A 19,466-nucleotide genomic window follows, 5' to 3' on the forward strand; every position below is an offset into this window, starting at 1 on the left:
CCATGGAAGAGGTCAAGCATGAACTCGTGATCGTCCGCCGGCGCAGCGCTTTCGCTGAGGAGGCGCATCACGGCGGCGTATGGAAGATCGCCTATGCGGACTTCATGACCGCGATGATGGCGTTCTTCCTGGTCATGTGGCTGCTCAACGCGCTCAACCAGGATCAGAAGCAGGTCGTCGCGAGCTATTTCAATCCGATCCAGCTCGCGGAAAATGCCCCCGCGCCGAAGGGCCTGAAGAATCTCTCAAAGAAGGAGCCGACCTCGTTCGAAGGTCAGGATGGCAAGCGTCAGCCGGCCGGCTCGAACGAGGAACGTCGCGGCGACTCGCCGACGGCCGAGAAGCCGGCCTCCTATGAAGAGAAAGTCCTGTTCCGTGATCCCTATGCGACGCTCTCCGAGATCGCGAACAGCGCCAACCAGTCCACGGGACAGCGGCGCGCCGGCGCGCTGACGTCCGCCGAAGAGGATGGCCTAAAGGGCGGTGACGCCTACCGCGATCCCTTCGACCCCGGCTATTGGAAGCTGGCGCCGCAAGCATCCAAGGACGCCGATCGTTTGATCGAGAGCGAGCCCAAGCCGAATGCCTCCGCGCGCGACGGCGCCTCAGGCACAAATCAGGGCGAGCCGCAGGCCCGTCGTGCCAAGGCGGACGATGCCGGCGGAAGCCTGGCGCCGAACGCGGATGCGTCGTCCGCAAACCTGTCGCCGTTGCTGCCGCCGGGGCCCGCGCCGGCGCAAGCCCCGCGCGAGGGCAGCGCTCAGGCGAGCCTTCAAGCCAACGCCGCCGCGCAGGCACGTCCCAACGATACGACGAAGGAGTCCGAGCCGCGCGATGCGGCGCAAACCCAGCAGCCGACCGTCAAGCAGCTTCAGGCCGCGATCGCGGACGCGCTCTCGGACATCAAGGCGGGCGCCGGGCCGGCGGCCGAGGTGCGTCAGGTCGAGGAGGGCCTCCTGATCAGCCTGACCGACGATGCGAGCTTCGGCATGTTCGCGGTCGGCTCGGCCGAGCCGCGGCCCGAGCTGATCCGCGTGATCGACAAGATCGGGCCGTTGCTGACGAAACGCCAGGGCATGATCATCGTCCGCGGCCATACCGACAATCGACCGTATCGTTCTGAGACTTACGACAATTGGCGGCTGTCGACCGCCCGCGCCCAGATGACCTATTACATGCTGGTTCGCTCCGGCGTCGACGCAATGCGGATCGAGCATGTCGAAGGCTATGCCGACCGACGGCCGAAGCTTCCGAACGATCCGGCGGCCGCGCAGAACCGCCGGATCGAGATCCTGATTCGTGAGAAGCGCCCTTGATGAGGCCGCTCCTCTGCGCCGCCTTGCTGCTCCTGCCGTTCACGGCAGCGAACGCGCTCGCACAACCCGCGCGCCAGTCGGGCGAGCCCTATGAGCTCGTCCGCGCGTTGCAAGCCGTGCAGGACGGCATCGCCAACGGTGACACGGCCGCGCATGGCAGCCACATCGCGCTGATCCGGCAGATCGGAGAGAAGTTTCTCGCCGCCGATCCGGGCGTGTGGAGCAATGCGCAAAACAGCCAGGCTGCGGTCATCTACCTGCTCAGCGGCGGCGCGCCGCAAATCGTCCGCAAGCTGCCGCGCGACAAGATGAACGTCGACGAGCGGCTGTTCAACGGCGCGCTCGCCTATGTCGAGGGCCGTCAGGAGGAAGCGCGGGAGCTGCTCAAGGACGTCGGGCCGCGGACGCTGTCCTCCGGCCTCGGCGGACAGGTCGCGCTGGTCCAGGGTGCGTTGTTCGCACGTTCCGAGGCATCGCTCGCGATCGAGCGTCTGGACGACGCGCGCCTGCTCCTGCCTGGCACGCTGGTGGAGGAGGCGGCGTTGCGGCGCGAGATCCTGCTGGTGGGGCAGGCGGAGGATTTCGACAAGTTCGAGTTCCTGGCGCTGGCCTATATCCGCCATTACCGTAACTCGATCTATGCCGGCGATTTCTGGCAGCGCTTTTCCTCGGGCCTGACGCAATCGAGTCTGGCGCTCGATGATCGCCGCTTCGCGCGGATCGCAGCGCTGCTCGAGCAGATTGATCGCGCGAGCCGCCTCAAGCTCTATCTCGTGATCGCGCGCGCGGCGATGGTGCGCGGGCAGCTGGCCGTGACGCGGCTTGCCGGCGAACGGGCGCTGACGCTCAGCGCCGACGCCTCGGCGGATCGCGAGCGGGCGCATTTCTTCCGCGGCGCCGCGCGGGCGCTCGCCAACGAGTATGACGGCGGTCTTGCCGAGCTGAAGGCAGTCGACCGGTCGAAGCTGCCCGAGCGGGACGTCCCCCTTTTGAATGCCACGGTGCAGCTCGCGCTCGATATTCGCAAGCCGCTTCCGGGCGGATCCGCCACTGCTGCCGACAAGCCTCCGGCAACGCCGGCGCGTCTCGATCTGGCGTCATCAACCGTGACGCTCGCGCGCGCGCAGAAGCAGCTCGGCGAACTCGAACTCCTTACCAGGGACCGCCGCCCATGACCAAGCTCAGTGGAACCTCCGGACAGCTTTTCTCGGGTCTCGCCGAGAGCCTCAACATCCGCGGCACGTCGCGTTCGGCAAAGAGCGCCGGGGGCAAACCGCAGGCTGGCTCGTCGTTCAACGATCTGCTCCACACCGTCTCGAACCTCGCCAAGCAGGCACTCAACGATGAGGGCAGCGATACGACCGCGAAGGCCGGAGCGCTGCGCACGCGTCTGGCCCACCCAGCGGGCAAGGACAAGTCGAAGGATGAGACGGACGAGCGCACCGAGGCGACCGACGTGCTCAAGGCTGGCGATCAGACAACCGACAAATCGTCGGAGACGCAAAGTCCAGTCGGGCATGATCCGAAGCCGGACGTTTCGAACCGCCCGAACGCTCCCGCGATCGTGGCACAGGATCTCGTTGCCGCATCGGCCGCGAAGCCGCAAATGCCGTCGCAGTCGGGCGACAGGAAAGACGTGCCCGCGCGCGACGAGCGCTCATCCGGGACGAAGCGCGAAGTTGCGGCCACAGGCATGGCGAAGGCAACGACGGCGGATTCCGCGCCGTCTGCTGCCGTTCCGACCGGCGCGCGTGCACAAGGCGATGCATCGCAAGCCGCGGCCGCACAGCCAGGCAGCGAGGCTTCCGCCAAAGCCATGCCCGCGACATCAGGCTTCGAGGCGGTCACGGCCAATGTCGAACACGCCGCCAAGGTCTCGACGCGCGACGCGTTGCCCGAGACGACCAAGGTCACCGTGGTCCAGCAGGAGACCCATCTGCCCCCGGCGCAGTTCAACGCCCCGCAACAAGTCGCCAATGCGGTCGTCGCCGAACTGAAGGACTCCGCAACCCCGGCGGCGTCCGCAGCGCCCGATCCCGCAGCATCCCAGACCAATGCGCCGGATCAGCCGCTCAAGATCCTGACCATCAATCTTGAGCCGCCCGCGCTCGGCAACGTCACCGTGCGCCTTCGTCTCGTCGGCACCGAAGTGTCCGTCCACCTTGCGGCCGCGCGCAAGGACACGAGCCAGATGCTGGATCAGCAGCGCGACCAGATCCGCGATCTCATGCAGACGGCGGGTTATGTCGCCGACGTCGCGCCCGTGCAGCACGGCTCGCTGGATGGATTCCAGAGCGGCTCCGGCCAGTCGCAGCCGCAGCTCTCGGGCCAGCAACAGCCCTCGTCGCAGTCGCAAGGTGCGTTCGGTGGCGCAGGCACGTCGTCGGGGCAATCCGATGGCGGCGCGAAGCAGGCCCGCCAGGAGCGCCAGCCCAGCCAGGAGACGCGTCATGACCAGGACGTGGCGCCGCATCTTCGTCGCGGCCCTGTTTATCTGTAATGCGGGCGCCGCGGACGCGGCCGCCGACGCCGCGCGCCCCTGCGAGCGCGAGATGGCGCGCGCGGCCCAGCAGCATGGGATTCCGCTCGGCATTCTCTATGCAGTCGGTCTCACCGAGACCGGGCGTCGCGGCGCGCTGCATCCTTACGCCCTCGGCGCCGACGGCCAGACCGTGTTCGCCAGGGACATGGACGATGCGATCGCAAATTTCGAGGCCATGCGCGGCAAGGGCATCAAGCTGATCGATCTCGGCTGCATGCAGATCAATCATTACTATCACGGCGACAAGTTCGTCTCGGTGCGCGCGATGTTCGATCCCGCGAAGAACGTCGAATATGCCGCGCGCTTCCTGAAAGAGCTGAAGCAGCGCGAGGGCAGCTGGACCATGGCGGTGGCTCGCTACAATGCCGGCCCCAACAATCAGCCGGCGCAGAAGCGCTATGTCTGTCACATCGTGGCTCACCTCGTGTCGAGCGGCTTCGGCGCCTGGACCGACAAGGCGCGCTCGTTCTGTCAGCCGAAAACGACATGACGACGTGAAGTTGTGCATGGTTCCGAACCATCAGCCCCGCGCAAGCAAGATCCCCCATTGTAACTGCAACCTACCAAAGGAGCCCACTTCATGAGCCTGTATGGTGTTATGCGCACCGGCGTTTCCGGTATGAGCGCGCAGTCCAACAAGCTGTCGACGGTTTCGGACAACATCGCGAACGTCAACACCACCGGTTACAAGCGGGCTTCGACCGAATTCTCCTCGCTGATCCTGAAGAGCGGCTCTGGCAATTACGACTCCGGCGCTGTCGAGACGACCGTCCGTTACGCCATCAGCGACGCCGGGCATACGCAGTTCACGACGTCGTCCACGGACCTTGCCGTGCAAGGCAACGGCTTCTTCGTGGTCTCGAACGCCACCAACACGCAGCAATATCTGACGCGCGCCGGCTCCTTCGTGCCGGACGCTCAGGGCAACCTCGTCAACGCGGCCGGCTACTACCTTCTGGGCCAGCCCGGTAAAGTGACCAATTTCTCGCAGAACAGCCTGGCTGGAATGCAGATCGTGAACATCGCCCAGGTCTCGCAGGTGCCGGTGCCGTCGACTGCGGGGACCTTAACGACCGGCAATCTCGATCCGAAGGCGGCTGTCATTGCCGGTCCGCCAGGTCCGGCGTCATATTCGTCGAAGAGCTCGATCGTCGCCTACAACAATATCGGTCAGGCCGTTACGCTCGACGTCTATATGTCCCACACCGCGACGGCGGCCGGCTCGGATACCTGGCAGGTTCAGGTCTACAACTCCGCGACGGGCACCTCGCTCGCCGCCGCCACCACTTTCACCTTCGACACCACCGCGACCGGAAAGGGCGCGCTGGCCGCGGCGAGCCCGACGGGCCTTACGTTCACGGTCCCGGGCGGCGCGGCGATGACCATGGACCTGTCGAACATGACGCAGGTTGGAGCCGACTTCAGCTTCAAGGCCACCGTCAACGGCAGCGTGCCCGCGGCGATCGACAAGGTCGATGTCGACGAGGCGGGCCATGTGACGGCGATCCTCAAGAACGGGCAGCAGTTGACGCTCTACACGATCATGCTCGCCGACGTCGCGAGCCCCGACAATCTGACCCCCGAGCCGGGTAACGTCTATTCGACCAACATGAATTCCGGCAATGCGCAGGCCGGGAATGCCGGCACCGGCGGGCTCGGCACGGTCCAGTCCGGTGCGCTGGAGGACTCCAACGTCGATCTCGCGGACGAGCTCACCGGGATGATCGAGGCGCAGCGCGGCTTCACCGCCAACTCGAAATCGTTCCAGACGGGCGCCGACCTGCTCGACGTCGTCGTCAACCTGAAGCGCTGAATTCTTCGGCGCTCACCCCCGGCAAGAGCAGATCATGTCCCTTACCGCCGCTCTCGACTCCGCTCGCGCCTCGCTCATGGCGTCGGGCATCCAGTCGTCGACGATCTCGCGCAACATCGCCGGTGCCAGCGCCACCGGCTATTCGCGCAAGATCGCCGTGCTGGACAACCTCCCCGGCACCGGCGTCTATGTCGCGGCGATCCAGCGTGCGGCCAGTTCGGGTCTCTATTCGAACGTGCTGACCGCGACCTCGTCGTCGGCCAAGCAGAGCGTGATCTATGACGGCCTGCAGAAGATCGCGGCCGCGACAGTGGACGATCCCGAGCTCGAGCAGTCGCCGACCGCCCAGCTCAACAAGCTGAAGCAGGCGCTGCAGCAATACGCCAACTCCACCGACAATGCGACCCTGGCGCAGGCCGCCGTGACGTCCGCCAAGGACATGGTGACCGGGCTCAACCAGGCCACCAAGACGGTGCAGTCGGTCCGCGAGGGGGCCGACGCCGACATGGCGAATTCGGTCGCCAACATCAACCAGCTGCTGTCCCAGTTCCAGACCGTCAACACCGCCGTCGTGAAGGGCACGATCTCCGGCGACGACGTCACCGACTATCTCGACCAGCGCGATAGCATCGTATCGAGGCTGTCGCAGGAGGTCGGCGTCTCGATGTCGATCCGGCCCAACGGAGACGCCGCGCTCTATACCGACAGCGGCGTCGTGCTGTTCGACAAGACGGCGCGGACCGTGAGCTTTGCGCCGACCAACGCCTATACCGCCGGCACCACGGGCAATGCCGTCTTCATCGACGGCGTTCCCGTGACCGGTGCCAATTCCGTCATGCCGCTCAAGTCCGGCAAGCTCGCCGGCCTGGCCCAACTGCGCGACAAGGACACGGTCACGTATCAGAGCCAGCTCGACGAGATCGCGCGCGGCCTGATCGACGCCTTCAAGGAAAGCGACCAGTCAGCTGTCCCGACGCTGGCGGACCGGCCCGGCCTGTTCACTTATCCCGGCGCGCCCGCGATGCCCGCGAGCGCCACGATCTCGGTGGGCCTCGCCGGGAGGATCTCGGTTGCCGCTTCGGTCGATCCGGCCGTGGGCGGAAACCCGAACCTGCTGCGCGACGGCGCGATCAGCGGCGTTGCCGCCTATAATTACAACACGACCGGCAATGCCGGCTTCTCGGCGCGGCTGCAGCAGCTCATCAACAAGATGGAAGCGCCGCAGCCGTTCGACGCCTCGGCCCAGGGCAAGCCGAGCGGCAGCGTGATCGAGTTCGCGTCTTCCTCGGCGAGCTGGATCGAAAGCCAACGCAAGACCGCCGACGACAATGTCCAGTACCAGAATACGCTGCTCGACCGCAGCACCGCGGCACTGTCCAACGTCAGCGGCGTCAATATGGATGACGAGATGTCGTTGATGCTCCAGGTCGAGCGCACCTATTCGGCGTCGTCGAAGATCATTTCCACCGTCGATGAGATGCTGCAGAGCCTGCTGGCTGCCGTGGGGAATTAAGTCATGATGAGCGCGAACTACATCTCGACCCTGATGCTGTCTTCATCGTTGAGGTCGTCGATCACGAACAACCAGAGCGCGCTGACCAAGGCCTCGAAGGAGGCGACCACCGGCCGTTTCGCCGATGTCGGCCTCGAGCTCGGCACGGGAACGGGCCGCGACGTGGCGCTGCGCGCCGATTTCAACTTCGCCGATCAGCTCGTCGACACCAACGAGCTGGTTGCGGGGCGCCTCGACGTGACCCAGAACCGGATCACGCAACTCGGCAAGACCGCGTCGGAATTCCTCAAGAACCTGATCGCGGCCCGCGACGCCGAGAGCGGCGCGAAGATCATCCTGCCGAGCGCGTCCGCGAACCTTCAGGACGTCATCGGCGCGCTCAACGTTTCCTACAACGGGTCGTATCTGTTCGGCGGAATCGATACGCAGACCGTGCCCATCACGAACTACACGGCCGGCTCGGCCAGCAAGAACCAGGTCGATGCGGACTTCCTGGCGACGTTCGGCTTCTCGCAGTCTGCACCCGGCGTGAGCACCATCACGCCGGCGCAGATGCAGAATTTCCTCGACAATGCCTTTGACACCGAGTTCGCAAGCCCGGCCTGGAACGCCAACTGGTCGTCGGCCACGGACCAGACGTTGTCGAGCCGCATCTCCACGACCGAGGTCGTCGACAGCTCGGTCAGCGCCAACCAGCCCGGCTTCCGCAAGCTGGCCGAGGCCTACACCATGCTCACCGATCTCGGGAATACGAGCCTGAGCAAGGACACGTTTCAGGTCGTCGTCGACAAGGCGATCGGTCTGGTCAGCGGCGCGATCAACGATCTCGCCGTGCTCGGCGGTACCGTCGGCTCGATCCAGCAACGGGTCACCGGCGCGACCGAGAAGCTGAAGATCCAGAAGGACATCCTCAACGACCAGATCGTCAAGCTGGAGGCGGTCGATCCGACCGAGGCCTCGGTCCGCGTCAACACCCTGCAGACCCAGATCAAGACGGCGCTCGCGCTGACCTCGCAGCTCCAGCAGATCAGCCTCATCAACTACCTCTAGAGCCGAGGCTCGCAGGCCTCGTCTTGTTATCCGGTCTCCTGCGCAGAGTGATGCTGATGACGTTTGAAGCCTATGAATCGGTCGTCGACGAGAGCGGTTACGAGGCGCGGGGCCGCGAGCGGCAGGCGCTCAGCCTCGGCATCGACCGGCTCGAGCGGATTCAGAGAGGCGTGTTCCGCCTCGAGGATCTGGTCGAGAGCCTGCTCTACGTGCGGCGGCTGTGGACGATCTTCATCGAGGATCTCTCGCACCCCGAGAACGGGCTCCCGGACAAGCTGCGCGCCGACATCATCTCGATCGGCCTTTGGGTCGTCAAGGAGGCGGATCGCCTCCGCGAGGAGAGATCGAACGACGTGATGCAGCTCATCGAAATCAACCGCCTGATCCGAGACGCTCTTTGATGAAGATCTCCTTGCGGGCGGGCGAACGGATCTACATCAACGGCGCGGTGCTGCGCGTGGACCGCAAGGTCTCCGTCGAGCTCGTCAACGACGTGATGTTCCTGCTCGAAGGACAGGTCATGCAGGCGTCCGACGCCACCACGGCGCTGCGGCAGCTCTACTTCATCGTCCAGCTCATGCTGATGAACCCGACCGACATCCGCGACGCCGCGGCGCTCTATGCCCAGCATCACGCGGCCCTGTGCGCGGTGTGCGAGAGCCGCGAGATGCTGGAAGGACTGGGCGCGGTCGACGAGCTGGTCGAGGCGACCCGCTACTTCGAGGCGCTCAAGCGGATCCGCGCCCTGTTCCCGGTGGAGGAGGCCATCCTGGCCGGCGCCATCACCGAGTCCCCATTCCAGGCTGCCTGACAGCGGAGAGGTACATGAACGTCAACAGTGCGACCGACAGCACGAGCAAGTCGTCCAGTTCGACCGGCTCCACCAATTCGACCTCGAGCAACAGCGTCGACTACAACACGTTTCTTCAGCTTCTCGTCGCCGAGATGAAGAATCAGGATCCGACCAATCCGATGGATACCTCGCAATATATGAGCCAGTTCGCGCAGCTCTCGACGGTCGAGCAGGCCATGCAGACCAATTCGAAGCTGGATGCGCTGCTGTCCTCACAGTCGTTGTCACAGGCCAACGGCCTGATCGGGAAGACCGTCAGCTTCACCGACGCCACCGGCGCCAGCTTCAGCGGCAAGGTCGTCTCGGTCTCCATCAACGCCGACGGCTCCATCGCGACCCTCGAGAACGGCACCAAGGTCGCGGTCGGGCCGGGACTCACGATCAGCCAGTCATGAACGAACGCGACGCTCTCGACATCGTCCAGGCGGCGATCTGGACCATCATCGTCGCCTCCGGGCCTGCGGTCGGCGCCGCGATGCTGGTCGGCACCATCATCGCGCTGATCCAGGCCTTGACCCAGATCCAGGAGGTGACGCTGACCTTCGTTCCGAAGATCATCGTCATTCTCCTGGTCGTTGCCGTCTCCGGCTCCTTCATCGGCGCGCACCTCTCCACCTTCACCGAGATGGTCTATTCGCGGATCGAGCGCGGCTTCTGATCCGCGCAGGCTTCGGCCACCATCCCCGCGTAAGCTTTGCGGGGCAGATTAGGGGTGGACCCTCTGCCGGTGACCCATGGCCGATACGTTAGCTGCTAGCCTGCCGACCCCACGACGATTGGGGGCCGACGCCTTTTTCGCCGGCGGTATCGTGGCCATGCTCACGATCCTGTTCCTGCCGATCCCGCCGATCCTGATCGATCTCGGCCTTGCGTTCTCGATCGCGCTGTCGGCGCTGATCCTGATGGTCGCGCTGTGGATCCAGCGACCGCTCGACTTCTCGGCCTTCCCGACCGTGCTGCTGATCGCGACCATCCTGCGGCTGGCGCTGAACGTCGCGACCACTCGTCTGATCCTGTCGCGCGGCGGGGAAGGCGAACAGGCCGCCGGCCACGTCGTCGCCGGCTTCTCCAAGTTCGTCATGGGCGGCGACTTCGTCATCGGCCTGATCATCTTCGCCATCCTGGTCACCGTGAATTTCGTCGTGATCACCAAGGGTGCGACGCGTATCGCCGAAGTCGGCGCCCGTTTCACCCTCGACGCCATCCCCGGCAAGCAGATGGCGATCGACGCCGATCTGTCGGCGGGCCTGATCGACGACAAGGAGGCCCAGCGCCGGCGCCGCGAGCTCGAAGAAGAAAGCGCGTTCTTCGGTGCCATGGACGGTGCCTCGAAGTTCGTTCGCGGCGATGCCATCGCCGGCCTGCTCATCACCGCGATCAACATTTTCGGCGGCATCATCATCGGCGTCACCCATCACGGGCTGACCCTGTCGCGCGCCGCCGACGTCTACACGAAGCTCTCCGTCGGCGACGGTCTGGTGTCGCAGATGCCGGCACTCATCGTGTCGCTGTCGGCCGGCCTGCTGGTCTCCAAGGGCGGCACGAGAGGATCGGCCGAGCAGGCCGTTCTGCGTCAGCTCGGCGGCTACCCCCGTGCTGTGTCGGCCGCCGCGCTGATGATGTTCGTGCTCGCCTTGATGCCGGGGCTGCCGTTGGCGCCCTTCGTGCTGCTCGGCGGCGTCATGGCCTTCGTCGGCTACTCCCTGCCGAAGCAGCAGGCGGCCTTGAAGCAGAAGGAGGACGCGCGCAAGGCCGACGAGCGCGCCCAGGCTGAGGCCAAGGAATCCGTCAAGGACCAGCTCAAGACCGCCGAGATCGAGCTTGCGCTCGGCGGCCATCTTTCGGTCCATCTGCTGGGCTCGCGCACCGAGCTTGCCCACCGCGTCGCCAAGATCCGAAAGAAGTTCGCCAAGCAGTACGGCTTCGTCATTCCCGAGATCAAGCTCAGCGACAATCTGTCGATCGATCCCAAGGGTTATCAGATCCGGATCCACGACACCCGCGTCGCCCATGGCGAGCTCAGGCTCGGCGAGGTGCTGGTGCTGGTCGACAAGGACGGCAAGCCCGACGTGCCCGGCGAAGAGGTGGTCGAACCCGCTTTCGGCATGAAAGCGTTGTGGGTGACGGAAGCCTTCACGGACGAAGTCAAGCGGCAGGGCTGCAAGCCGGTCGACAATCTGTCGGTGCTGCTCACGCATTTGAGCGAAGTGATCCGGGCGAACCTCGCCCAGCTCCTGTCCTACAAGGACATGCGCGCGCTGCTCGACCGGCTCGATCCCGAGTACAAGCGTCTCGTCGAGGATCTCTGCCCGTCGCAGATCTCCTATTCCGGCCTGCTGGCGATCCTGAAGATCCTGCTGGCCGAGCGCGTCTCCATCCGCAATCTTCACCTCATCCTCGAGGCGATCGCCGAGATCGCACCTCACGTGCGCCGCTCCGAGCAGGTCGCGGAGCACGTGCGGACGCGGCTTGCCCAGCAGATCTGCGGCGATCTCTCCGACAACGGCGTGCTCAACGTCGTCCGTCTCGGCAACCGCTGGGACCTGGCGTTCCACCAGAGCCTGAAGCGCGACGCCAAGGGCGACGTCGTCGAGTTCGACGCCGATCCGCGCCTGATCGAGCAGTTCGCGACCGAGGCCAGCGCCGCGATCCGCAAGTTCACCGAGAACGGCACCAGCGTGGTGCTGGCGGTGACGCCGGAAGCCCGGCCCTATGTCCGGATGATCCTGGAGCGGGTGTTCCCGACCTTGCCGATCCTGTCGCATGTCGAAGTCGCGCGCAGCGCCGAGATCAGGGCGCTCGGAGCCGTGTCGTGATCAGCGGCCTTGCCGACAGCGTGCTGGTGACGTTCATCGTGTTCTGCCGCATCGGCGCCTGCCTGATGCTGGTGCCCGGCTTTTCCAGCGTCAACGTTCCGGCCCAGGTCCGCCTGTTCGTCGCGCTCGTCACGACGTTCGCGCTGACGCCGATCCTGATCGCGGTGCTGAAACCGCTCACGGACAACGCCGCGCCGCTGACGCTGGCGCTCCTGATCTGCTCCGAGCTCGTGGTCGGCAGCGTCATCGGGCTCGGCGGGCGGGTGTTCTTTCTCGCGCTCCAGACCATGGCGACGGTGATGGCGAGCGCGATCGGGCTCAGCAACATCCCGGGAACGCCGGTTGCCGACAGCGATCCGGCGCCGGCGCTGGTGCCGCTGATCATGGTGTCCGTTACCACGCTGTTCTTCATGACCGACCAGCATTGGCAGGTCCTGCGGGGGCTGATGAACTCCTACTACGTCTGGCGTCCCGGCGACAGGCTCGGCGGCGGCATGGCGCTCGACCTGCTCGTCGGCCGCCTGTCGGAAGCATTCGTGCTGACGCTGCGGATCGCCAGCCCGTTCATCGTCTATTCGGTGATCGTCAACCTGGCGGTCGGTCTGATCAACAAGCTGACGCCGGCGATCCCGGTCTATTTCATCTCCGTGCCCTTCGTGCTGTTCGGCGGCTTCCTGCTGCTCTACCTCACGAGCGACGAGCTGCTGACGCAATTCATGCTCGGCCTCTCGTCCTGGCTGGCGGAGTGAGTCTGTGATGACGTCGCGCGCGGACAAGCTCGGCCGGATGGTTTCGTTGGTGAGGCTCCAGCTCCGGCTGTCCGAATGGCAGCTCGCGCAGCTGCGGCAGCAGGAGAGAAGCCTGCAGGACGAGCAGGAATGGCTGGTGGGAGCCCTGAATGATGGCAAGCCGCCGGCGGGATCGTCGAGCGAATCGATCGCGCGGCGCTTGAACAGGACGAGCGTGGGTGCGCGCGCGATCCAGACGCAGGCCGCGCAGCAGCTCGACCAGGTCCGCGCCGAGAGCCGCCGCGTGAAGCAGCTCGAGCAGGTCGCGAAGGCGGCGCTGGCCGACAAGCTCCGTGACGCCGAGAAGCGCTCCCTCGAGGAGATGACGGGAATAAGCCCAGCCGTGCGCGCGTGGACGCCACGGCCAGCCAATCGGAACAAGCCATGATCGTGACCGCGACACCCGACCTCGTTCTCGACGTCCTCGAGGCCGCCGATCCCGTGACCCAGCGCACGGCGACCGCGAAACTCGATGCACTGAAATCCTCCGATGCCGACTTCGCCGCCACGATGGACGCGGAGGCCGGCAAGGCGGCGGCAGCTGCCGAGCAGCCCGCCACGAAGGTTTCCGAGGCGCAGTCGGATGCAGTGAACGGGGCCCCGGTGCGGATGATCAAGGCGCCGGCGTCGGGCGAAGTGTACCGGAAGTTCGAAGCTTTCATCCTCCAGACCTTCGTCGAGACGATGTTGCCGAAGGAATCCGAGCAGGTCTTTGGCAAGGGCACGGCCGGCGGCGTCTGGAAGTCGATGCTGGCGGAGCAGCTTGGCAGCCAGCTGGCAAAGGGCAACGGCATTGGCATCGCCAAGCAGCTGGCCGCCGCCAATCCGGCGGGGCCGAACGGTGCCGGCAAGGCCGGATGATGATCCGCGAACGGGTGACAGAAGTTGAAGGGTGAATTTCCTATGCAGGCACAAGACAGCGCGGCGGCCATGGTGATCGAGCAGCCGGTCGTGGACACCGGGGTGATGACGACGGAAGCAGCAGAAGCCGATGCGCTGCTGCCGGTGCTGCTGCCGATCATGAACGGCGAGGCCGTGGTCGACGGCGCGGATGCGGCGAGATCGGATGAAGTGCGGGGCCTGCTGGCAGCGATCCGCCGGCTCGAGAGCATCGTCGAGGAGGAGACGGTCGCGCTCACGACGCGTCAGAAGATCGATTTCGACGACTTCAGCGCGCGGAAGAGCCGGAGCATGCTCGAATTTGTCCGCCTGATGCGGGCGCGGATGCATCTCGGCGGCGACGTCGAGGTCACCGAGGAAATTCGGCGGCTGCGCGAGAAGCTCGAGCGGAATCGCTCGATCCTCGAAATGCACTACGACGCGGTGCGCGAGGTCGCGGGCATCATCGTCAAGGCGATCAAGGAGGCCGAGTCGGACGGCACCTATACCGGCCGCGCAGCGCAGGACGGAAAATGATCAGACTGGTGCTGGCCGGGCTCTGGGTATGCATCCTCACCGCGGGTACGAGCTATGGCGTGGCCTATTGGAAGGAGAACGGCAGCCTGCTGCCGGCGAAGGACGAATATCTCGACGGGCTGCAATACCAGAAGACCCGGGCATTGAGCGTGCCCATGGTCGAGAACGGCAATGTGCAGGGCTATATCGTCGCGCGCTTCGTCTACACCGTGGAGGCGCGGACGATGCACCAGCTCAACGTTCCGCCGGAGCCGTTCGTCGTCGACGAGGCCTTTCGCAGGATCTATGCCGACGACCGTCTCGACTTCAGGAAGCTCGCCCGCTACGACCTCTCCATCCTGACGGCCGCCATCAAGCAGCGCGTCAACGAGCGGATGCAGGCTGACGTCGTCCAGGACGTCCTGGTCGAGGATTTCAATTACGTCTCCAGGGAAGAATTCCAGCAGAAGCCGTAAGTCGGGATGGCTTGGAGGCAATTGAGTTCGGCCGACAGGAGCGCTCTCTCCGTTCCCTCCCCCACAAGGGGGGAGGGAACGCACCGCCATCGAGGTGCTAGCGGGGCTCATCCCATCGTCTCCGCCCCCGAACGTGCAACGGCCTCTGCGAAGGTGCTTCGCAGAGGCCGTTGTCGGTTTCGCCCGCAGGCTTGTGCCGTGTCAGTTGCCGACCGGGTAGGCTGCCGGGACGGCATGCGCCCTGTTCAGGATGATGCCGACCTCGTCGAGCTCCTGCATCGGCACGTCGAGGGTCTCGCCGGCCGGGATGTCGAGGCGGTATCCGACGTAGCGCCGGGCCACGATCGCGTCGAAGCCGAGGCGGTCGCGGAGTTTCTTGCGCAGCTTGCTGACGTGGCTCTCGATCACGCTCTCGTCGAAAGTGGACTCGAAGATGCCGTAGACCGCGTTGAAGATCTGCGTCTTGGTGATCCACTTGCCGTGATTGCTGACCATATATTCGAGAATGCGCAGTTCGCGGCGGGGCAGCGTGAGGGCGTGGCCCGCGATCTCGGGGTCACGGCCGTTGAAGAAGACCTGGATCCTGCTCTCGCAGGGCCTCGGCAACTCGCCCACCCGGCGGCGCGCGATCGCGGCCGTTCGGGCAAGGATCTCACGCAGGTGGATCGGCACGTGCACGACGTCGTCGACGCCCGATTCGAACAGCTCCAGCGTGTTCTTGAGCATCTTCTGGCCGCTCATGGCGATGATGGGAGCCGAGGAACGCTTGCGCATCGCCCGCGGCAGGCTTCCGCGGGCATCGCAATCCCCGAGGAGGAAGGCGTCCACCGCTGCCAGATCCGATTCATTCGCGGATTGCAGCCAGTCCCAGAATTCTCCGGAGGAGAAGCCGATCGACGATACGCCTTCGCGAACGAGCCCTCCGACATAGCTGTTCGCGACGCTCTCGCGATCATCAACGATAATATACATCAGTCTTTCGCCCCTGTTTCGCACCTGTCGCGGCCGGTTGGTTGTGGTGATGCCCGGCTCGGCAACGATGCTGTTTGACGACATTCCTTCCCGCGAACCGTTGTTATGGTTTCGATATTCGCGGGCAGCCCTACGCATTCAGTGCCTGCGTCTCGCAGGCCTGGTACTTCAACTCGATACTGAACGCTTACTGCGTGAGGCCCGGCGGGTGTCTTACGGATCACCTCGCGGGGCGGATTGAGAAACGACCTAGAACAGTTGCGCCAAGTTGCTCATCGCGTCCGAACGCCACTGAATCTGTGTCGATCTCCTCGCCAACTGGCGAGAATCACTTGAGTAGGACCGTAACAATTGCCGATTTCCGATCAAGCGTGCGTAACAAAGCGATTGCTACGTGTGCTTGATGCTGTTGGTTTGTTTCGGGTTGTTTCTTGATATATTCAAACGCATCAGTTGATTTGGAAACTAAACTAGTTCTGCATCGTGATGGGTCTAAGGTTCCGCATCCCCGTACAATCACAGCTATTTTAGGTGGTGTGGTGGATCAGGCATATCGAGGGGTTTTCAACCCGGGATTGACTCTCGTGGGCGTGTTTCCCGTGCGACAATTCGACTCACGTGTGGCGGCGAGACTCCAGCTTGGCGAAATCTTGGCGAGTGTGTGTCTTTCGAGTCGCACTCTTGCCACGTCCATGACGCGATTGACTCATGCGACGTCGCATCGCGCGCGATGGAAAAGTTTTCGATGCGCACGTTTCAGGCAAGCTTCGGCAAATAACGTCACCGTTCGACAGATCGAACCGAACGGAGCATTTTCACATGTTGTCCGATGGACAAGCTCGTCCCAACGCGACCACTGATGTTTCCGCAACGACGAAGCCGGCTCCCGAAGTACGCGATACGAAGGACGATACGGCACGAGCGCCCAGCCCTGCTGCGGGCGCAAAGCGAGCGTCGGCCGCGGCAAGCGATGAAGCTCTCGCGAAGGAGGCACTCGAGGGGCTGAAACGTATTCGCGCCAAGGCGCGTCTCGACAAGATGGCGATCCCTAAGCCTGCGCCGACCGTGATCAAGCCGGCCGTGATCGTCGCCAAGCCGCCGCCGCCCCGTCCGACTTGGGTTGCGCCGCTCGCGACATTGGCGGTCGCCGCCATGTTGGTGGTCTGCGCCTGCACCGGCGTGATCGCCTATCTCACCACGCAGCCCGCCCAGAACAACGTTGCAGCCAATACGGAGATCAGGAATCTGCGCGAGACCGTCGCGCATCTGCGCAAGCAGGTGTCGGGCGTGTCGGAAAATCTCGACGGCCTGCGCACCGCGGTGGATCAGTCGAGCAAGGCGACCAATGACCGTTTCGGCAGGTTCGCCGAGAATTTGGACCGTATCGAGCGGGTGAGCTCGTCCTCGACGGTGAAGCTCGACAAGCTCGCTCAAGCGCAGATTCAGACGCCGGCTCCGGCGCCGGCCATGGTGCAATCGCAGCCCTCGCCACAGCAAGGATCGATGGTGGCCTCGGTCGCAGCGCCCGAGTTCACGGGCTCGGTGTCCCCGTCCGAGTGCGCGCCGGCGCCGCGGAAGGTGATCAAGGGTTGGTCGGTCCGCCAAGCCTATGAAGGCATTGCGATCCTGCAGGGTCCGAACGGCGTCATCGAGGCCGTGCTGGGACAGCAGGTGCCAGGTCTTGGCCGCATCGAGGAGATCAGGAGCGAGAACGGGCGCCTGGTGGTGGAGGCGAGCGGCGGTGTCATCTATTCGTCACGCAAGGCGACGCCCTGATCGAGGGCTGTCCTCTATTGGCGGTGATGCTCGAAGCTGGTGCATAGCAGATCGACCTCCGCCTCCGCGATCGGCGAGCGGAACAGGCGGCAGCTGAACTCGGCCGCTGCCTTGCTGTCGTTGGTGGTGCGCTCCTCCCGGAGGAAGATGCATCGTTTGCAAACGTCGGTGTGGTGCCGCTGCTCGGCCGCGTCCGACTGATCCAGCACGTGCCGGAACGTGTCGCGGAAGCGGATCTTGACCTCGTCGTCGAGAACGGCAATCGCCTCGATGAGAACGCTGACGGGGGCGCGCACCAGGAACTTCTTGCCCTGCTGCGTCACGCTCAGCATCACCGAGCGCTTGTCGGTGGCCGAGCGTTTTCGCTCGATATAACCCAGCCGCTCGAGCTCCCCGATGATGAACGAGGCGGTGCCGCGCGTGGTGCCGACGTAACTCGCGAGCGCCGAAGGCGTCCGCGAAAAGCGATTGGCGCGGGAAAGGAAGCGCAGCGCCATCCACTCGCGGTCGCGCAAGCCGTGCTTGGTGCCTTCGAACCACAGGATTCGTGCGACCTGCTCCAACAGTTCAATCGATTCGCGAGCCAAATTCATTTCAATTCCAGATCGGATAAAGCTTTATTCAATTGAGCCTTGGGGTGCGCAAACGAGAATGAAGTCCTCGCGTGACCCTTCGTCCGTTGCCGGACGGCGGACCGCGTGGGGAAGAAGCTCTCCGTTGCAGAGATGGAACTTCCGGCCGTGGAACTAGGGCGTCACAAAGAAAGTTCGAGTAAATCGCACGGCTCAAGTCCTCCGAAAATTTCAATCAAATGACGACGGCTCGCGCGTGATTGACGGCGATGTGCGATGCGCGAGCAACATGATGTGTCATCGTGGCCACTGCGGTGCCCATTTGTTGCGGGTGAGCGTGTCGAATGCGCGCACATGCGCATCACCTGCAGCGCCTGGCGGTGTGGCCAGCCGAGGGAGAGTCGTCTTTTTCGGTTAATGGATGTTGCGATGCGGTGCAGCTAGACGGTTAAGTCGGCGCACGAGCGATCGCAGCCGCCGTCGCCTCCGGCGTGCCGTAGTCGTCTAACTTTGTCGCGATGAGCCCGATGCCCGAGACTGCGCCGGTGCAGAAACGGCACTGTCTGGCCTGAAAGCGCGCATGCTCGCAGGCTGGTGATTTGCATCTCGCCGGCAACTATTGGCGAATGCGTCGCCCCCGGGGCACCAGCATAGGCAGCAGCAAGGGATAGACCGATGAGCTTCGAAACCACCATGACCTCCGACGTCGTCGGGTTGACGAAAGTCGCCCCGGTCTCGCGACGTGGATTCATGAGCGCGACCGCGGCCGTCGCCGCCGGCTACACGCTTGCGGCCGGGCCCGTGCGCGCCGAGGCGATCACGACCGACGCCAATGGTCTTCAAGTCGGTGACGCCAGGATCAAGGTCGGCTCCGAAGAGATGCCCGTCTATTTCGCCCGTCCCGCCGGCAACACCAAGGCGCCGGTGATCATCGTGGCGATGGAAATTTTCGGCCTGCACGAATACATCAAGGACGTGACGCGGCGCCTCGCCAAGCTTGGCGCGTTCGCCATCGCGCCCGATTATTACTTCCGCAAAGGCATCGATCTGACCAAGGTCGCCGAGGTCAAGGATCTGCTGCCGGTGGTCAATTCCAAGCCGGACGCGGAGCTGCTGTCCGATCTGGACGCGGTGGCGGCCTGGGCTGGATCACAAGGCGGCGACACCGCAAAGCTCGGCATCATCGGCTTCTGCCGTGGCGGGCGCACCGTCTGGGAATATGCCGCCCATGGCAGCACGCTCAAGGCCGGCGTCGCCTTCTACGGCACCTTGGTCGACCCCGAAAATCCGCTGCTGCCGAAGAGCCCGATGCAGCTCGCGCCCGAGATGAAGGCGCCGGTGCTCGGCCTCTACGGCGGCGCCGATACCGGCATTCCCGTCGCCCAGGTCGAGCAGATGAAGGCCGCACTCGAGCAGAGCAAGAAGACGGCCGAATTCAAGATCTACCCCGAAGCGCCGCACGGCTTCCATGCCGACTATCGCGGCAGCTACCGCAAGGACGCCGCGGAAGATGCCTGGAAGCAGGCGCAGGCCTGGTTCAAGAAGTACGGCGTGTTGAGCTGACGCTGGTCAAAACAAGGGGCG

General features: G+C 64.5%; 21 protein-coding genes. 19 read left to right on the forward strand and 2 right to left on the reverse strand.

The window, feature by feature from the left end; genetic code table 11:
- Positions 1-2 precede the first annotated feature (2 nt).
- From GA0061098_RS21970 to GA0061098_RS22050, 17 genes are all read left to right on the forward strand, one after another.
- On the forward strand, positions 3-1,316 hold the full coding sequence (locus tag GA0061098_RS21970; RefSeq protein WP_091960858.1) for a MotB family protein: 1,314 nt from the start codon (positions 3-5) through the stop codon (positions 1,314-1,316).
- Positions 1,313-2,491: a chemotaxis protein gene (locus GA0061098_RS21975; protein ID WP_091960861.1), complete on the forward strand. Its 1,179-nt coding sequence runs from the start codon at positions 1,313-1,315 to the stop codon at positions 2,489-2,491. The genes GA0061098_RS21970 and GA0061098_RS21975 overlap by 4 nt, the downstream gene beginning before the upstream one ends.
- On the forward strand, positions 2,488-3,816 hold the full coding sequence (gene fliK / locus GA0061098_RS21980; RefSeq protein ID WP_091960864.1) for a flagellar hook-length control protein FliK: 1,329 nt from the start codon (positions 2,488-2,490) through the stop codon (positions 3,814-3,816). The genes GA0061098_RS21975 and fliK overlap by 4 nt, the downstream gene beginning before the upstream one ends.
- On the forward strand, positions 3,767-4,348 hold the full coding sequence (locus GA0061098_RS21985; RefSeq protein ID WP_091960866.1) for a transglycosylase SLT domain-containing protein: 582 nt from the start codon (positions 3,767-3,769) through the stop codon (positions 4,346-4,348). The genes fliK and GA0061098_RS21985 overlap by 50 nt, the downstream gene beginning before the upstream one ends.
- Positions 4,349-4,438: 90 nt before the next feature.
- Positions 4,439-5,671, forward strand: coding sequence for a flagellar hook protein FlgE (locus GA0061098_RS21990; protein WP_018318456.1), 1,233 nt, complete (start codon positions 4,439-4,441; stop codon positions 5,669-5,671).
- A gap of 34 nt (positions 5,672-5,705) precedes the next feature.
- Positions 5,706-7,184, forward strand: coding sequence for a flagellar hook-associated protein FlgK (gene flgK, locus GA0061098_RS21995; RefSeq protein WP_091960869.1), 1,479 nt, complete (start codon positions 5,706-5,708; stop codon positions 7,182-7,184).
- 3 nt (positions 7,185-7,187) lie between these two features.
- Positions 7,188-8,234 carry a flagellar hook-associated family protein gene (locus tag GA0061098_RS22000; RefSeq protein ID WP_091960872.1) on the forward strand — a complete coding sequence of 349 codons (1,047 nt, stop codon included), beginning with the start codon at positions 7,188-7,190 and terminating at the stop codon, positions 8,232-8,234.
- Positions 8,235-8,290: 56 nt separating this feature from the next.
- Positions 8,291-8,635, forward strand: a complete 345-nt coding sequence (gene flaF / locus GA0061098_RS22005) for a flagellar biosynthesis regulator FlaF (protein WP_028145728.1) — start codon at positions 8,291-8,293, stop codon at positions 8,633-8,635.
- Positions 8,635-9,045: a flagellar biosynthesis repressor FlbT gene (gene flbT / locus GA0061098_RS22010; protein ID WP_091960875.1), complete on the forward strand. Its 411-nt coding sequence runs from the start codon at positions 8,635-8,637 to the stop codon at positions 9,043-9,045. Before flaF ends, flbT begins: the two co-directional genes overlap by 1 nt.
- 14 nt (positions 9,046-9,059) lie before the next feature.
- On the forward strand, positions 9,060-9,482 hold the full coding sequence (flgD, locus tag GA0061098_RS22015) for a flagellar hook assembly protein FlgD (protein WP_018318461.1): 423 nt from the start codon (positions 9,060-9,062) through the stop codon (positions 9,480-9,482).
- Positions 9,479-9,745, forward strand: coding sequence for a flagellar biosynthesis protein FliQ (gene fliQ, locus GA0061098_RS22020; protein WP_018318462.1), 267 nt, complete (start codon positions 9,479-9,481; stop codon positions 9,743-9,745). Before flgD ends, fliQ begins: the two co-directional genes overlap by 4 nt.
- 76 nt (positions 9,746-9,821) lie before the next feature.
- Positions 9,822-11,903 (forward strand): flagellar biosynthesis protein FlhA, encoded by a 2,082-nt coding sequence (flhA, locus tag GA0061098_RS22025; RefSeq protein WP_091960878.1) that lies wholly within the window; start codon positions 9,822-9,824, stop codon positions 11,901-11,903.
- Positions 11,900-12,652 carry a flagellar biosynthesis protein FliR gene (fliR, locus tag GA0061098_RS22030; RefSeq protein WP_091960881.1) on the forward strand — a complete coding sequence of 251 codons (753 nt, stop codon included), beginning with the start codon at positions 11,900-11,902 and terminating at the stop codon, positions 12,650-12,652. Before flhA ends, fliR begins: the two co-directional genes overlap by 4 nt.
- A gap of 7 nt (positions 12,653-12,659) precedes the next feature.
- A complete protein-coding gene (locus GA0061098_RS22035; RefSeq protein ID WP_091960885.1) occupies positions 12,660-13,079 on the forward strand; it encodes a hypothetical protein in 420 nt (139 codons plus the stop codon).
- Positions 13,076-13,552, forward strand: coding sequence for a rod-binding protein (locus GA0061098_RS22040; protein ID WP_165637521.1), 477 nt, complete (start codon positions 13,076-13,078; stop codon positions 13,550-13,552). Before GA0061098_RS22035 ends, GA0061098_RS22040 begins: the two co-directional genes overlap by 4 nt.
- A gap of 42 nt (positions 13,553-13,594) precedes the next feature.
- Positions 13,595-14,107, forward strand: a complete 513-nt coding sequence (locus GA0061098_RS22045; RefSeq protein ID WP_091960894.1) for a flagellar biosynthesis protein FlgN — start codon at positions 13,595-13,597, stop codon at positions 14,105-14,107.
- The gene (locus tag GA0061098_RS22050; RefSeq protein WP_028145722.1) at positions 14,104-14,562 is read left to right on the forward strand and encodes a hypothetical protein; all 459 of its coding nucleotides are present in this window, start codon (positions 14,104-14,106) and stop codon (positions 14,560-14,562) included. The genes GA0061098_RS22045 and GA0061098_RS22050 overlap by 4 nt, the downstream gene beginning before the upstream one ends.
- A 201-nt stretch (positions 14,563-14,763) precedes the next feature.
- Here the strand turns inward: GA0061098_RS22050 and GA0061098_RS22055 are convergent, their stop codons facing one another.
- Positions 14,764-15,534: a response regulator transcription factor gene (locus GA0061098_RS22055; RefSeq protein ID WP_165637522.1), complete on the reverse strand. Its 771-nt coding sequence runs from the start codon at positions 15,532-15,534 to the stop codon at positions 14,764-14,766.
- A gap of 819 nt (positions 15,535-16,353) precedes the next feature.
- On the opposite strand from GA0061098_RS22055, the gene GA0061098_RS22065 reads away from it, so the two are divergent.
- Positions 16,354-17,310 (forward strand): hypothetical protein, encoded by a 957-nt coding sequence (locus GA0061098_RS22065; RefSeq protein ID WP_091960904.1) that lies wholly within the window; start codon positions 16,354-16,356, stop codon positions 17,308-17,310.
- 14 nt (positions 17,311-17,324) lie between these two features.
- Here the strand turns inward: GA0061098_RS22065 and GA0061098_RS22070 are convergent, their stop codons facing one another.
- Positions 17,325-17,903 carry a MarR family winged helix-turn-helix transcriptional regulator gene (locus tag GA0061098_RS22070; RefSeq protein WP_091960906.1) on the reverse strand — a complete coding sequence of 193 codons (579 nt, stop codon included), beginning with the start codon at positions 17,901-17,903 and terminating at the stop codon, positions 17,325-17,327.
- Positions 17,904-18,557: 654 nt separating this feature from the next.
- Between GA0061098_RS22070 and GA0061098_RS22075 the strand changes: the two genes are divergently transcribed.
- Positions 18,558-19,445, forward strand: a complete 888-nt coding sequence (locus tag GA0061098_RS22075) for a dienelactone hydrolase family protein (protein WP_091960909.1) — start codon at positions 18,558-18,560, stop codon at positions 19,443-19,445.
- Positions 19,446-19,466: the final 21 nt, after the last annotated feature.

The sequence above is a fragment of the Bradyrhizobium shewense genome, assembly GCF_900094605.1.
In the GTDB taxonomy this organism is placed as follows: domain Bacteria; phylum Pseudomonadota; class Alphaproteobacteria; order Rhizobiales; family Xanthobacteraceae; genus Bradyrhizobium; species Bradyrhizobium shewense.